General features: G+C 72.7%; 12 protein-coding genes. 7 read left to right on the plus strand and 5 right to left on the minus strand.

Annotated features, from left to right (window positions below):
• Positions 1–338 precede the first annotated feature (338 nt).
• Positions 339–749, plus strand: coding sequence for a hypothetical protein (locus C3492_RS44665; RefSeq protein ID WP_181140440.1), 411 nt, complete (start codon positions 339–341; stop codon positions 747–749).
• On the opposite strand, the gene C3492_RS18705 is transcribed toward C3492_RS44665, so the two are convergent.
• Positions 658–1,527: a DUF4184 family protein gene (locus tag C3492_RS18705; protein WP_103812876.1), complete on the minus strand. Its 870-nt coding sequence runs from the start codon at positions 1,525–1,527 to the stop codon at positions 658–660. The two genes, C3492_RS44665 and C3492_RS18705, sit on opposite strands and share 92 nt — an antisense overlap.
• Before the next feature lie 316 nt (positions 1,528–1,843).
• Here C3492_RS18705 and C3492_RS18710 point away from each other — a divergent pair, with 316 nt between their 5' ends.
• Entirely contained in the window at positions 1,844–3,616 is a 1,773-nt protein-coding gene (locus tag C3492_RS18710) for a lytic transglycosylase domain-containing protein (RefSeq protein ID WP_103812877.1), read from the plus strand.
• Between the two features lie 173 nt (positions 3,617–3,789).
• Here the strand turns inward: C3492_RS18710 and hrpB are convergent, their stop codons facing one another.
• Positions 3,790–6,315 carry an ATP-dependent helicase HrpB gene (gene hrpB / locus C3492_RS18715; RefSeq protein ID WP_103812878.1) on the minus strand — a complete coding sequence of 842 codons (2,526 nt, stop codon included), beginning with the start codon at positions 6,313–6,315 and terminating at the stop codon, positions 3,790–3,792.
• A gap of 90 nt (positions 6,316–6,405) precedes the next feature.
• Positions 6,406–7,251 (minus strand): class I SAM-dependent methyltransferase, encoded by an 846-nt coding sequence (locus C3492_RS18720; protein ID WP_103812879.1) that lies wholly within the window; start codon positions 7,249–7,251, stop codon positions 6,406–6,408.
• A gap of 387 nt (positions 7,252–7,638) precedes the next feature.
• On the opposite strand from C3492_RS18720, the gene rpsA reads away from it, so the two are divergent.
• Complete coding sequence (gene rpsA / locus C3492_RS18725; RefSeq protein WP_030642226.1) at positions 7,639–9,129, plus strand: 30S ribosomal protein S1; 1,491 nt, start codon at positions 7,639–7,641, stop codon at positions 9,127–9,129.
• 71 nt (positions 9,130–9,200) lie between these two features.
• Here rpsA and C3492_RS18730 read toward each other — a convergent pair whose 3' ends face one another.
• Positions 9,201–10,163, minus strand: coding sequence for a nitrous oxide reductase family maturation protein NosD (locus C3492_RS18730; protein WP_103812880.1), 963 nt, complete (start codon positions 10,161–10,163; stop codon positions 9,201–9,203).
• A gap of 193 nt (positions 10,164–10,356) precedes the next feature.
• Here C3492_RS18730 and C3492_RS18735 point away from each other — a divergent pair, with 193 nt between their 5' ends.
• From C3492_RS18735 to C3492_RS18745, 3 genes are all read left to right on the plus strand, one after another.
• Positions 10,357–11,295, plus strand: a complete 939-nt coding sequence (locus tag C3492_RS18735; RefSeq protein WP_103812881.1) for a PAC2 family protein — start codon at positions 10,357–10,359, stop codon at positions 11,293–11,295.
• 45 nt (positions 11,296–11,340) lie between these two features.
• Positions 11,341–11,982: a dephospho-CoA kinase gene (coaE, locus tag C3492_RS18740; protein ID WP_103812882.1), complete on the plus strand. Its 642-nt coding sequence runs from the start codon at positions 11,341–11,343 to the stop codon at positions 11,980–11,982.
• Positions 11,983–12,122: 140 nt separating this feature from the next.
• Positions 12,123–12,503: a M48 family metallopeptidase gene (locus C3492_RS18745; RefSeq protein ID WP_014672069.1), complete on the plus strand. Its 381-nt coding sequence runs from the start codon at positions 12,123–12,125 to the stop codon at positions 12,501–12,503.
• 298 nt (positions 12,504–12,801) lie between these two features.
• Here the strand turns inward: C3492_RS18745 and C3492_RS18750 are convergent, their stop codons facing one another.
• Positions 12,802–13,125: a DUF6343 family protein gene (locus tag C3492_RS18750; protein ID WP_181140441.1), complete on the minus strand. Its 324-nt coding sequence runs from the start codon at positions 13,123–13,125 to the stop codon at positions 12,802–12,804.
• Positions 13,126–13,252: 127 nt separating this feature from the next.
• Between C3492_RS18750 and C3492_RS18755 the strand changes: the two genes are divergently transcribed.
• On the plus strand, positions 13,253–14,164 hold the full coding sequence (locus tag C3492_RS18755; protein ID WP_103812884.1) for an acyltransferase domain-containing protein: 912 nt from the start codon (positions 13,253–13,255) through the stop codon (positions 14,162–14,164).
• Positions 14,165–14,173 lie beyond the last annotated feature (9 nt).

Raw genomic sequence — 14,173 nt, forward strand, 5'->3', positions numbered from 1 at the left:
GATCACCCCCCATGCCGCGTCCCGGCGATCCCCCCTACGCCGCGGCTCCGAGGCGCCCTCCCATGCCGCGGGCCCGGCAGCCTCCCCCTCTACGCGGCCCGATGGCCCCCTCTACGGGGCCCGGCGGCCCCCACGACGCGCGGCCCGTCGGCCCACCCCACAACGCGACCCAGCGGTGCCGCCCCCACTGCCCCGACTGCCTCGCCCCCTCCCCTCACCCTCCCCTCAACGACCCACCCGGGCTCGAAGACCCGGCCGATCCCCCAGAGGGATCCGTCACAACCCGAACGGACCCCGCCAAAACGCCCCCCACCCCCCGCAGCCGCAACACTGCGGGCATGGGTATACGCATGCTTCACCGCCGGACGCCCGAGGCATCAGCCGGGGTCTGGGCGGACACCGCCTCGACGCAGGCCGTGCCCGCCGCGCCGGTGCCGGCCCTAGCGGCCGACGCAAGCACCGCCCGCATCCCGGCCGACCTGGCCACGACCGTCCGCAACCTCCCCGAGGACCTCAGGCGCAGGGTCGCCGGCCGCGCGGCCCGCACCCCCGACTGGCGTCAGTGGGCCGACCTGGCCCGCGGCTATGCCGCCCTCGTCCTCACCCTGATCCCGAGATCACGCCCCCGGCCCACGCTCACGGTCTTCGTCGCGTCCGTCACCGAGCGGCCCGCCGCCCCCGGCCCGCACCGACCACCCCACCTCGATCCCCTGGACCCCCGGGACCGGCGGCCGGACGCCAGACCCTGACGCCGACGGCGTACAGCAGCAGCCCCAGGACCAGCCCGGCGCCCACCCCGAAGCACACGGTGGGCACCAGCTCCCACGGCCCCGCGGCCGTACCCCGCCGCTCCCACCACCGCGCCGTCCGCTGCACCGCCGCGGCCAGCGCGCAACCGCCGATCACCGCGAGCGCCATGCCCCGGTCCCGCACCGACAGCACCGGCACCCCCGCCGGCACCCCGTCCGGCGCCCGCCGCAGCGCGCGCACCACGAACACGGCGATCGCCACGGCAGCCGCCGCCGACGAGCCGTACTGCAGCCAGGTGAACAGCGGTACGCCCGCCGGACGGTCCCGCCCGATGGCCGGCACCAGCCGCGTCCCCCACCGGTCGTGGTGCGTGAACGCGTCCCACACCACGTGGGTGAGCGCGCCGAGCACCGCGGAGGCGTACCACCGCCCCACCGACGCAGCCCGTACCCGCGTGCGGGGCGCACCGCAGCGCAGCAGCGCGGCCGGCCGGCCCTGCCGGGCCCGTGGCAGCAGCGCCGGCAACGGCTCCCGCACCAGCAGCCACAGTCCCGTCAGGACCCAGGCGATGAGGACGTCGACCGTGACGACGCCGGCGGACGCGTGCGTGACAGTGCCGAACTCCATTCCGCCCGGCAGGACACCGGCCACGTAGTAGGGCATGTCGGGCGCGAAAGAGCCCGCGACGAGCACCGTCGGCACCAGTGGGCCCCGGCCACTCCCGTCCCGTCGGATCGCGGGCAGCACGGCCGCCGCATGGCTGAGCGTGAACGGCAACAGAGCCCCCCGGAGCGGTCGGCGGCCCGGAACGCGGCGCCGATATCAGGTCGGTCCAGTATGCGGGACCGCCGCCCGGGGCACGGACGGGCAACGACAGTTGGCCAACCGGTGAAATCCGGGCGCGAACCGCTGCAGGTTCCAAGCAAGTTGTCGTAGGGTCACCTGCGTCGCCGTGCGGGCGCACGGCCCTACACCCGTCGCACGGAGGGAAAGGCGGAACAGGCGCAACCACAGCACCGGGTCAACCGTCACACCAGAGCGAGGCAGACAGAAGGAGACGGACGCACGGGCGTCCATGGGAGGGGTTCACTCTATGGCGGCGCATTTCGGCAGGCGGCTGCGCAAGGGAGCGGCGACCACCGCCGTGGCCGCGGCGGCGGTCGCGGCTCTCTCCGCGTCCCAGGCTCCGGGAGTGACCAGCGAGGACGGCGGCAGACAGGCGACGGCCGGCGCCACCGCCCCCGCCACGGACGGGGCCGCCGACGGCAACGCCACCGGCAACTCCCCGTACTACACGGACCTGCCGCCCCTGAAGAGCCCCAACCCCAGCCCCTCGCCGAGCGCAGGCACCCCCGTCTCCCGCGGGGAGGCGGAGGCCGGCATCCCGGCGACGGTCCTCGACGCCTACAAGAAGGCCGAGGCGGAACTGCGCTCCGCCAAGCCCGGCTGCAACCTGCCCTGGCAACTGCTCGCCGCCATCGGCAAGGTGGAGTCGGGGCACGCCCGCGGCGGCCGGGTCGACGCCGACGGCACCACCGTGGGCCGGATCCTGGGCCCGCAGCTCGACGGCAACGGCTTCGCGCTCATCCCGGACACCGACGACGGCGCGTACGACGGCAACAGCACCTACGACCAGGCCGTCGGCCCCATGCAGTTCATCCCGTCCACCTGGGCCTGGGCGGGCCGTGACGGCAACGGGGACGGCAAGAAGGACCCCAACAACGTCTACGACGCCGCCCTGGCCGCGGGCCACTACCTGTGCCGCAACGACTGGGACATGTCCACCGAGAGCGGCCTGCACAGCGCGATCCTCAGCTACAACAACTCGCAGGACTACCTCAACCTGGTCCTGAACTGGCTGGAGTACTACCGCAAGGGCAGCCACTCCGTCCCCGACGGCACCGGCGGCATCCCCGAGCACCGCAGCGACGACGACTCCGGCGGTACGCACTCCCCGAAGCCCTCGGACCCGCCGAGGACCAAGCCGGACCCGGAACCCCACAAGCCCGGCAACGGTGGGAGCGACCACAGCGGGGACGAGAACTCCGGCCCCAAGCCGACACCGCCGACACCGCCCGCGCCACCGACACCGCCCGCTCCGCCGACGCCGCCCGCTCCGCCGACGGACCCGCAGACGCCCACCGACCTGGTGGACCACCTGGTGGGCGTGGGCACCGGAAAGCTCAGCGCCATGGCCGGTGACGCCTTCGCCGAGCCGGTCAGCGTCCGCGCCGAGACCAAGGTCGGCAAGTCCGTCGCCAAGATCAGGATCAGGTTCACCATCACCGGTGACACCGACACCACCTTCGCCGGCGGCGAGACCGTGGCCACGGTCGCCACCGACGCCAAGGGCATCGCGCTCGCCCCGGCGCTCCAGGCCGGCGAGAAGACCGGTGGCTTCAAGGTCACCGCCGCCGTCGTGGGCCGCCCGGTCAAGGGCGTCGACTTCGCGGCGACCGTCACCGCGCGCGCCGCCGACACCCTGGCCCGCACCGGCGACACCCCGCTGAGCTGCACGCCGGGCGGCGAGTTCGCCGACCAGGTCCAGGTGAAGGCGACGTACAAGGGCGCCGTCGCGGACAGGGTCGCGGCCACCGCCACACTGGTCACGTCGGCGGACGACGCCACGGAGAACGACAAGGGTCCCTACTTCAAGGACGCCGACGGCAAGGCCGTGCGCACCCTCACCGGACTCCAGACGGACGACAAGGGCCTGCTCACGCTGCCGAAGCTGTACGCCGACGACACCACCGGCACGTTCCTGCTCCGCATCACCACCACGGGCGGCGCCACGCTCACGGTCGAACTGAAGGTCGCCGCCGCCGACTCCCCGGCGAGCCCGGACCCGAGTGCGTCCGCCTCCTGACGCGCCACCGCCCGCAGGGCGCCCGACCCCCTCCGGCGGGCGGGCGCCCTTCTTCATGCGTACACCGCTGTTCTCCTCTCGCCCGCCCGCTGCCACGTGCCGGACCTGACGATCCATCAGCAGGCGGTGGTCCTGGCGGCCCGGAACGCCACCGACGGAGGCGCCCGGTCCGGTCAGTGTCCGAGCCGCGCGTTGGTGTGCCGGGTGGGCTCGGCGGTGGTGGGGTCCTCCGGCCACGGGTGCTTGGGATAGCGGCCGCGCAGCTCCGCGCGGACGGCGCGGTAACCGTCCGCCCAGAAGGAGGCGAGGTCGGCCGTGACGGCGGCGGGCCGCCCGGCGGGCGAGAGCAGGTGCACGAGCAGCGGCACGCCCGCGAGGGCCGGCGTCTCCCGCAGGCCGAACATCTCCTGGAGCTTGACGGCGAGGACCGGCCGCTCGGGATCCCGGTAGTCGATCCGGACCCTGGACCCACTCGGTACGGCGATCCGCTCGGGCGCGAGCTCGTCCAGCCGGGCGGCCTCCCCGCTCGCCCAGGGCAGCAGCCGCGCGAGCGCCTGTCCGGCATCGATCCGGGCGAGATCGGCTCGCCGCCGGGCCCGGCTCAGCTCGGGTTCCAGCCACTCGTCCACGCGCGCGTGCAGCGCCGCGTCGGACACGTCCGGCCACGGCTCACCCAGGTGCGCCCGCAGGAATGCCAGCCGCTGCCGCAGCACCTCCGACTCCGGTGACCAGCGGAGCAGCCCGAGCCCGTCCTGCCGGAGCCCGTCGAGGAGGGCGCCGCGTACGACGGCCGGATCGGCGTCCTTCAGGGGCCGTACGGCCAGCTCGATCGCCCCCAGCCGTTCGACACGCCGGGCCACGACGTCCCCGTCGGCCCAGTGCACCTCGTCCCCCTCCCCGAGAAGCGTGGCGGCGGCGGTCCGCACCACGTCCTCGTCCACGGCCGCTCCGAGCAGCACGCGCGCGTGGCCCTTGCCGGAGGGCCGGTCGGCGACGGCCACGACGATCCAGGGAGCACCGCGCAGCGCCGACCCCTCGGCCGGTTCCGCCCGCGTCCCGGACGCCATGAGGTACGACCCGCCGTCGAGCCTGGCGACCCGCTCGGGAAAGGCCAGGGCGGCGACGAGCCCGGCGAGCTTGTCGTCGCCGGTGCCCGGTCCGGCCTGGAGGGCGCCTTTCTGCCGGCCGTCACGGGCGGGCGGACGGGAGAACTCCTCCGAGACGCCCCGCAGCCGCCGCACCTCCGCAGCCCACCGCGCGGCGTAGGCGTCACCCCCGCGCCGGACACGGCGCAACGCAGCGGCGAGATCATCCCCGTGATCCCGGGGCACTTCCTCGGAAAGCAGGGCAACGATCTCGGCCCCTCGACCGCCCGTGTCCAGCAAGGCCCGCCCCAGCCGGGGGTGCACCCCCAACCGAGCCATCCGCACCCCGACCTCCGTGGCCCGCCCGGCGGAGTCGACCGCTCCGACGGCCGTCAGCACCTCCCGCGCCGCCGTCATCGCTCCGCCCGGCGGCGGATCCAGCAATGCCAGGCCAGAGGCGTCCGGATCGCCCCAGCAGGCCACCTGAAGGGCGAACGCGGTCAGGTCGGCCACCTTGATCTCCGGCGCCGGAAAGGCCGGCAGGCGGCCGTCCTCGGCCTCCGCCCAGCACCGGTACACCGCACCCGGCGCCTCACGCCCGGCCCGGCCCGCCCGCTGCCGCCCGGCCGCCCGCGACGCCCGTACGGTCGTCAGCCCGCTCAGCCCGCGCGCGTGGTCCACCCGGGGCTCCCGCGCCAGCCCGGAGTCGACCACCACCCGCACCCCCGGCACGGTCAGCGACGACTCGGCCACGGACGTCGCCAGCACCACCCGGCGCCGCGCCCCGGGCACCAGCACCGCGTCCTGCACGGCGGCCGGTGCCCGCCCGTGCACCTGGAGCACGTCCACCTCACCGAGATCCCCCAGCAGACCCGCGACCCGCGCGATCTCGCCCACGCCGGGCAGGAAACACAGCACGTCCCCGGCCCGCTCGGCCAGCGCCCGCCGTACCACCGACGCCACATGGGCCAGCAGCGCCGGATCCACCCGCATCCCGTGCGGCGGCCGGACCGGACGCGCCGGGGGAGCCCACACGACCTCCACCGGATGCGCCGCGCCCGCCACCTCGACCACCGGCGCTCCGCCGAGCAGCCGCGCCCACCCCTCGGCGTCCGTGGTCGCCGACGCGGCCACCAGCCGCAGTTCCGGCCGCAGCGCCTGCCGCACGTCCCACAGGAAGGCGGCCGCCGTGTCCGCGTCCAGATGCCGCTCGTGGCACTCGTCGAGGACGACGACGTCCACCCCGGTCAGCTCCTGATCACGCTGGAGACGCTGGAGCAGGACACCGGTCGTCACGACCTCCACGCGCGTGTGCCGCCCCACGGTCCGCTCGCCGCGCACCGTGAAGCCGACGCTCCCGCCCGGTTTCTCGCCCAGCAGCCACGCCATGCGCCGGGCCGCCGCCCGCGCCGCGATCCGCCGCGGCTCGGCCACCACGACCCGCCGCGCTGGACCACCGCCGACCAGCCCCGCCAGCACCAGCGGCACCAGCGTCGTCTTGCCGGTGCCGGGCGGCGCCACGAGGACGGCGGTGCCGCCACCCTCCAGGGCGTCGGTCAGGGCGGGCAGGGCGCAGCGTACGGGCAGCGCGTCCAAGGCGTCGTAACGGATCACGCCCCCAGTGTCGTACGGAGCCCAGAACGGCCCGCACGCGCGCGTGGAGCTGCGCGAGGGATACCGCGAGGGGTACGAGGCTCAGCCCCCTCAGCCCTCGGCCGGGGAGACCCCCGTCTCGCTCCGCTCGCACACGAAGATCGCCGTGCCCGGGATCAGGTTCCCGCGCAGCGGCGACCAGCCGCCCCACTCGGACGTGTTCCAGACCGGCCACTCCGGCTCCACCAGGTCCACCAGGCGGAACCCGGAGGCCACGATGTCCCGCACCCGGTCGCCCAGCGTGCGGTGGTGCTCCACGTAGACCGCGCGGCCCTGATCGTCCTGCTCCACGTACGGCGTGCGGTCGAAATAGGACGAGGACACCGACAGACCCTCCGGGCCCGGCTCGTCCGGGAACGCCCAGCGGATCGGATGCGTCACCGAGAACACGAACCGCCCGCCCGGCCGCAGCACCCGGTGCACCTCGCGCAGCACCAGCCGCGGGTCGGCCACGAACGGCAGCGCCCCGTACGCGGAGCACGCCAGGTCGAAGGAGCCGTCCGCGAAGGGCAGCGCGCCGGCGTCGGCGCAGACCAGCGGGAACGAACCGCCGATCCGCAGCGCGTGCTGCAACTGGCGGTGCGACAGGTCCAGGGCCACCGGACGCGCGCCCTGGGCGGCCAGCCAGCGCGCGCACTGCGCGGCGCCCGCGCCGATCTCCAGGACCGCCTTGCCCTTCAGCTCCTCCGGCGGGCCGAGCAGCTCGGCCTCCACCTCGTCCAGGCCCTCCGGGCCCCACACGAAGCGGTCGTCGCCGAGGAACGTGCCGTGCTCGATCTGGTACTCGTCGGCGTTGCGGTCCCACCAGCCCCGGTTGGCCCGCGCGCTCTCCGTCACGTCCGCGTCACGCCGCGTGGCCTCCGGCTCGAACCCCTCGGACCCCTCCGGCTCGTGCACTTCCGGCTCTTGGATGATCGGCTCCCTCGTCGTACTCTTCCGTCCAGCCCGACGGGGGTCCGTACGGAAGGGGCCCCCAGGCCCGCGTGGCCTGTTGGGACGTTTCTTCTGCCGGAAATGCGGCGATCTGCCCCGGGTGTGCGCCTTCGCGCATTGACCATGTCCGGCTGCCCCCGTATGCTACAAGTTGCGCTGCGGGCCTGCGCACCTCAGACGTAGCAGGCTGCGCTCGCATCTGTTGTATGTCCCCTCGGTTGTCGAGGCGCCACCGGGCACCCGGTGCTCAAAGTGGCGCTTCCTTGGCTGTCCGGCTTCTGCAGAGCGAAACGGGCTCCCGGCGTAAGCAGTACCTACGACTTCAATGTCCGTACCGGAGCCCTTTCCCACATGACGAGCAGCACCGAGACCACCGCCACCACCCCGCAGGTAGCGGTCAACGACATCGGTAACGAGGAAGCCTTCCTCGCAGCGATCGACGAGACGATCAAGTACTTCAACGACGGCGACATCGTCGACGGCGTCATCGTGAAGGTCGACCGGGACGAGGTCCTGCTCGACATCGGTTACAAGACCGAAGGTGTCATCCCGAGCCGCGAGCTCTCGATCAAGCACGACGTCGACCCGAACGAGGTCGTCGCCGTCGGCGACGAGATCGAGGCCCTGGTCCTCCAGAAGGAGGACAAGGAAGGCCGCCTGATCCTCTCGAAGAAGCGCGCCCAGTACGAGCGTGCCTGGGGCACCATCGAGAAGATCAAGGAAGAGGACGGCATCGTCACCGGTACCGTCATCGAGGTCGTCAAGGGTGGTCTCATCCTCGACATCGGCCTCCGTGGCTTCCTCCCGGCCTCCCTGGTCGAGATGCGCCGCGTCCGCGACCTCCAGCCGTACGTCGGCAAGGAGCTCGAGGCCAAGATCATCGAGCTGGACAAGAACCGCAACAACGTGGTCCTGTCCCGCCGTGCCTGGCTGGAGCAGACCCAGTCCGAGGTCCGCCAGACGTTCCTCACGACCCTCCAGAAGGGTCAGGTCCGCTCCGGTGTGGTCTCCTCGATCGTCAACTTCGGTGCCTTCGTGGACCTGGGTGGCGTCGACGGTCTGGTCCACGTCTCCGAGCTGTCCTGGAAGCACATCGACCACCCCTCCGAGGTCGTCGAGGTCGGCCAGGAGGTCACCGTCGAGGTCCTCGACGTCGACATGGACCGCGAGCGCGTCTCCCTGTCGCTGAAGGCGACCCAGGAAGACCCGTGGCAGCAGTTCGCCCGCACCCACCAGATCGGCCAGGTCGTGCCCGGCAAGGTCACGAAGCTGGTTCCGTTCGGTGCGTTCGTCCGTGTGGACGAGGGCATCGAGGGTCTGGTCCACATCTCCGAGCTGGCCGAGCGCCACGTGGAGATCCCGGAGCAGGTCGTCCAGGTCAACGACGAGATCTTCGTCAAGGTCATCGACATCGACCTGGAGCGTCGTCGGATCAGCCTCTCGCTGAAGCAGGCCAACGAGTCCTTCGGTGCCGACCCGACCGCGGTCGAGTTCGACCCGACCCTGTACGGCATGGCCGCGTCCTACGACGACCAGGGCAACTACATCTACCCCGAGGGCTTCGACCCGGAGACCAACGACTGGCTGCCGGGCTACGAGAAGCAGCGCGAGGAGTGGGAGCGCCAGTACGCCGAGGCGCAGGCCCGCTTCGAGCAGCACCAGCAGCAGGTCATCAAGTCCCGCGAGGCCGACGCCGCTGCCGCGGCCGAGGGTGGCGAGGCTGCGGCTCCGGCCGCGACCGGCGGTTCGTACTCCTCCGAGGGCGCGGACACCTCCGGTGCGCTGGCCTCGGACGAGGCGCTGGCCGCGCTGCGCGAGAAGCTGGCCGGTGGGCAGAGCTGAACGCTAGCCGCTGGGCTTAGCCGATAGTCGGCTGAGGGGCCGTACCTTTCGAGGTGCGGCCCCTCAGGCGTTCACGGGGTCACCGCGATGTTGGTCAGACCCCTGCCGCCCGCCACCGTGTTGTCGCTGTACACCGTCGTCGTGCAGCCGGCGCCGACGTTGGTCACGTCGATCGCCAGGCGGGTGGTCCCGGTGGCGGTCGTCAAGTCCGACCTGTTGCCCTTGAAGATCGTGCCGCAGCCCCAGCCGGGCTGCTGGGTGTGGGTCTGGTAGCCGTCGTTGCTGGTCGTGGTGCCGGTGTTGTCCTGCACGAGGACGTCGTTGCCCTTCACGTCGACCCAGGAGTCGTCGTAGTTGGCGCCGGTCAGGCCCCCGCCGTCGAAGGTGTTGCCGATGATCCGGGCGCCGGTCGTGCCCTCCTTGATGTCGACGTTCTCGCCGCCCACGCCGGGACCGATCGTGTTGTCCAGGATCTGGATGCGGTCGCTCTTGTCGGACAGTGTGTTCGCGGTCCCGACGTAGACGCCCTCGCCCATGCCGCGGCCGTCGTTCCCGGTGTCGTAGATCCTGGAGTTCCTGATCACGCCGTCCGTGCTGGAGGTGCGGAAGTGCACGCCCTCCATGTCCAGGCCGTGCACCGTGACGCCGTCGACCACGACCGCCTTGGCCGCGTCGATCATGATGCCCTTCTGGCCGCCGGTCACGGTCACGCCCTGGACCGTCCAGTAGGAGGCGCCGTTCAGATGGAGGCCGTAGCCGCCGCCGGCGGTGAGCACGGCTTTGGGGGAGCCGGTGAGGGTGATGCGGGCGGATGCCGTGGCCGGCGTCGTCGCCTTGAAGTTCCCGGTGTACGTGCCGTCCGCCAGGTGGATGGTGTCGCCGGGCCCGGCGGCACCGAGCGCGGCCTTCAGCTGGGCCGCGGTCGTCACCTCGATCGTGGTGGCGGCCGAGGCCGGGCCGGTGGCGGTCAGGAGCAGTCCGCCGACGGTGAGGGCGGCGGTGAACAGGGAGGGGAGCGGCGTGCGTATGCGCATGGAATGCCTTCCTGTCGTGCTTCCTCATACGTGAACGACGACCGGCATGCTGAACTCGGCTGTCGTGAAGGTACGGACCAGGTGACGGGTCGTCAAGATGTCCCGCAGGAGATCGCTGATCAGCGGCGTGTCGCGGGAATTCCCCTGTTCCGGGGCGCGTTGTCCATGGGGAACACGAGGAGGAGCGGTCACAGTGCTTGATCCGCAGGGTTTGTACGCATGGGAGCCGAAGGGCCTCGCCGTGGTGGACATGGCGCTCGCCCAGGAGTCGGCCGGCCTTGTCATGCTCTACCACTTCGACGGATACATCGACGCGGGCGAGACCGGCGACCAGATCGTCGACCGGCTGCTCGACTCACTGCCCCACCAGGTCGTGGCCCGGTTCGACCACGACCGGCTCGTGGACTACCGAGCCCGCCGGCCCCTGCTGACCTTCAAACGGGACCGCTGGACCGGCTACGAGACCCCGGCCATCGAGGTCCGCCTCGTCCAGGACACCACCGGTGCCCCGTTCCTGCTGCTGTCCGGCCCCGAGCCCGACGTGGAGTGGGAGCGGTTCGCGGCGGCCGTGCGGCAGATAGTGGAGCGGCTCGGCGTCCGCCTGTCCGTGAACTTCCACGGCATCCCCATGGGCGTCCCGCACACCCGCCCCGTGGGCCTGACCCCGCACGGCAACCGCACCGACCTCGTCCCCGGCCACCGCAGCCCCTTCGAGGAGGCGCAGGTGCCCGGCAGCGCCGAGTCGCTGCTCGAATACCGCCTCATGGAGGCCGGACACGACGTCCTGGGCGTCGCCGCGCACGTCCCGCACTACATCGCCCGTTCGCCGTACCCGGACGCCGCCCTGACCGTCCTGGAGGCCATCACGGCCGCCACCGGCCTGGTCCTGCCCGGCGTCGCGCACGCGCTGCGCACCGACGCGCACCGCACGCAGACCGAGATCGACCGGCAGATCCAGGAGGGCGACGAGGAACTGACCGCGCTGGTCCAGGGCCTTGAGCACCAGTACGACGCCGCGGCGGGCGCCGAGACCAGGGGCAACATGCTCGCCGAGCCCGTGGAGATCCCGTCGGCCGACGAGATCGGGCGCGAGTTCGAGCGCTTCCTGGCGGAGCGCGAGGGCGACAACTGACCTCCGCCGGTTCCGCCGGCAGAGGCAGCGCCTAAGCTTCCGCTCATGCTGACAGTGGGCCTGACCGGCGGGATCGGCGCCGGCAAGAGCGAGGTGTCGCGGCTGCTCGTGCAACACGGGGCCGTACTGATCGACGCCGACCGCATCGCGCGCGAGGTTGTGGCGCCCGGCACGCCCGGTCTCGCGGCCGTGGTCGACGCCTTCGGAGCGGACGTCCTCGCAGCCGACGGCAGCCTCGACCGGCCCCGGCTCGGTTCCATCGTCTTCGCCGACCCCGAGAAGCTCGCCCTCCTCAACTCGATCGTGCACCCCCTGGTGGGCGCCCGTTCCCGCGAGCTGGAGAGAGCCGCGGCCGAGGACGCCGTGGTGGTCCACGACGTGCCCCTGCTCACCGAGAACGGCCTCGCCCCGCTCTACGACGTGGTGATCGTCGTGGACGCGAGCCCCGCGACCCAGCTCGACCGGCTGGTACGGCTGAGGGGGATGACCGAGGAGGACGCACGCGCGCGTATGGCCGCGCAGGCGACCCGTGAGCAGCGCCGGGAGATCGCGGACATCGTGATCGACAACGACGTACCCCTGGACGCGCTGAAGAAGCGCGTCGCCGAGGTCTGGGACGACCTCGCACACCGGGCACGGCAGGCCGGTACGACCCCGAACGGCACGGACGACCCGGACGGTACCTGATAGGCCGGCGGTACGGGATGGGCCGACGGTACCGGGGAGGTACGGAACAGAGGGTGCGGAGCGGCCGTCATGGCGTGCCGGTACGGAATAGCGGTCCGGTCCGGGGCGTTGAAGCCCGGGAGTGAGGGAAGGACTCTGCCGTGCCCGAGACCAGCGGTTCCACCGGACGTACTCCGGAAACGCATGTCATCGACTTCCGTGCTGCGGAGCAACTGCTCAACGCGCGGGACCCGCGGGGCGCGGTGAAGCTGCTCGACGGAGTCATCGCCGCGCACCCCGAGAACACCGCCGCCCGGCTGCTCCGCGCCCGCGCCTTCTTCGCCGCGGCGCAACTGCGTCCCGCCGAGCTTGAGTTCACCATCGTGCTGGAGCGCGAGCCGGACAACGCGTACGCGCACTTCGCTCTGGCCCGCACCTACGAGCGCCAGGGCCGCCCCGACCAGGCCAAGCGCCACTTCCGGCTGGCGGCGGCGCTGGACCCCAACCCGCAGTACCTGAAGGCGGCACGCTTCGAGGAGTGACGGCGCGACGGTGGAGGACCGGGCGGGCGGTCGCGGCAGCGGCCATCCCCCTCACGGCCGGGCGCCGAGCGGTCATGGGAGGCGCGGGCCGGGATCGAGCGGTCATGCAGGGGTGGCTGATGTCGAGCGCGCACGCACTGGCGGCTGGTGTCGAGCCGGTACGCGGGCGATGACCGGATCGAGTGGTCACGGGGCGGTGGCCGGTGTTCGAGCGGGCACGTGGGCGATGACCGGGACCGAGAGGGCACCGCAAGGGGTGGCCGGAGCGCCCCACCGCCGTCGGCGGGGTGTCGGCCGGTCACGGATGGTGGTGTCCCGGTGGCCCCCGATGCGGGTGGCGGTGTCCCGGTGGCTCCGGAAACGGCGGTCCGTCCGGCGGCCGGTACGGGGGTACGTCCCGGCCCGGCTGGTAGTGCGGGCCCTGCCGGATGTGCCGGAGGACCACGGTCATGTCCACGGTGATCAGCAGCCACAGCACCCCACAGGCCGCCGCCCAGCCCGGGTGCCCGGCCAGCGCGAACGCCGCCGTGCCGAAGACCGCCCAGGCCAGCCCCCAAAGGCTCAGCCAGAACCGCGCCCGCAGGGCACTGCGCGCGGTCGCCGGTTCACTGCCCGTACGCATCGGATCACCACTCCTTCCAGCAACGTACTCTTCGACGACGACGTGCATCAACACTCGACGAGGCGACGGGAACTCTCGCCGAGGAGGCGTGACGAGGCCGTCCGCCGAGGCCGAAGGGGGACCACCCGTGCTGCCGGACACCGACGACCTGCCCGCACTGCTCCTCGACCTGGCCGTGCCGCACGAGGACGTCAACGACCTCGTCGCCCAGTGGCGCAGGCTGACCGGTGATCCCGGCACGCTCCGGCTCCTGACGGAGTGCGTCGGGGAGCTCTTCCGCGAGCCGGAAGACACGGGCCGCACGCCCGAGTTGCCCGGTCTGCTCGCCTCGGCCCCGGCCGATCTGACGGACACCTTCGCCGTGCACGTCCTCCTCGCCGCGCTCCCGCGTACCCAGGCACTCCACCGGGCCCGCGGCATACCGGCCGAGATCTCCCGGCGCACCCTGGCCGACCTGGGCCGTCACCTCGCCGTGCACCGCAGACGGCACGGCAGGGCCGGGATGCAGTCGTGGCGCTGGCTGGTCCGGCACTTCCGCGGCGAGTTGTACCAGCTCGGGCGGCTCCAGTTCGAGCGCGCACGGCTCGGGGACCGCGACGCGCGGGTGACGGCGTCGGCCGGGCTGGACGCGGCGCCCGGAACGCCCTGCCTGAACCTGCACATCCCCGACTTCCACGGACCGCTGACCCCGTCCGCCTGCGACCGCTCCGTGGCGCTGGCCCGGGAGTTCTTCGCCCGGTACTTCCCCGAGGAGCGGCCGGTGGCGGTGCTGTGCCACTCCTGGCTGCTGGACCCGCAGTTGCGGCGGTACCTGCCCGCCGACTCCAACATCCTGCGCTTCCAAGGGCGCTTCCGCATCGCCCGCGAGGAGAGCGAGCCGGCCGACACCGAGCCCGTGCAGTTCGTCTTCGGCGACCCGGACTTGCCCGTGGCCGCGCTGCCCCGCCGGACGTCCGTGGAGCGGGCGGTCGGGGACCAGCTACGGGCCGGCGGCCACTGGTACGTCGGGCACGGATGGTTCCCGTTCCGGGCTGAATAGCTCGAACGA

It is taken from the genome of Streptomyces sp. Ru62 (genome assembly GCF_002920615.1).
Classification (GTDB): Bacteria; Actinomycetota; Actinomycetes; order Streptomycetales; family Streptomycetaceae; genus Streptomyces.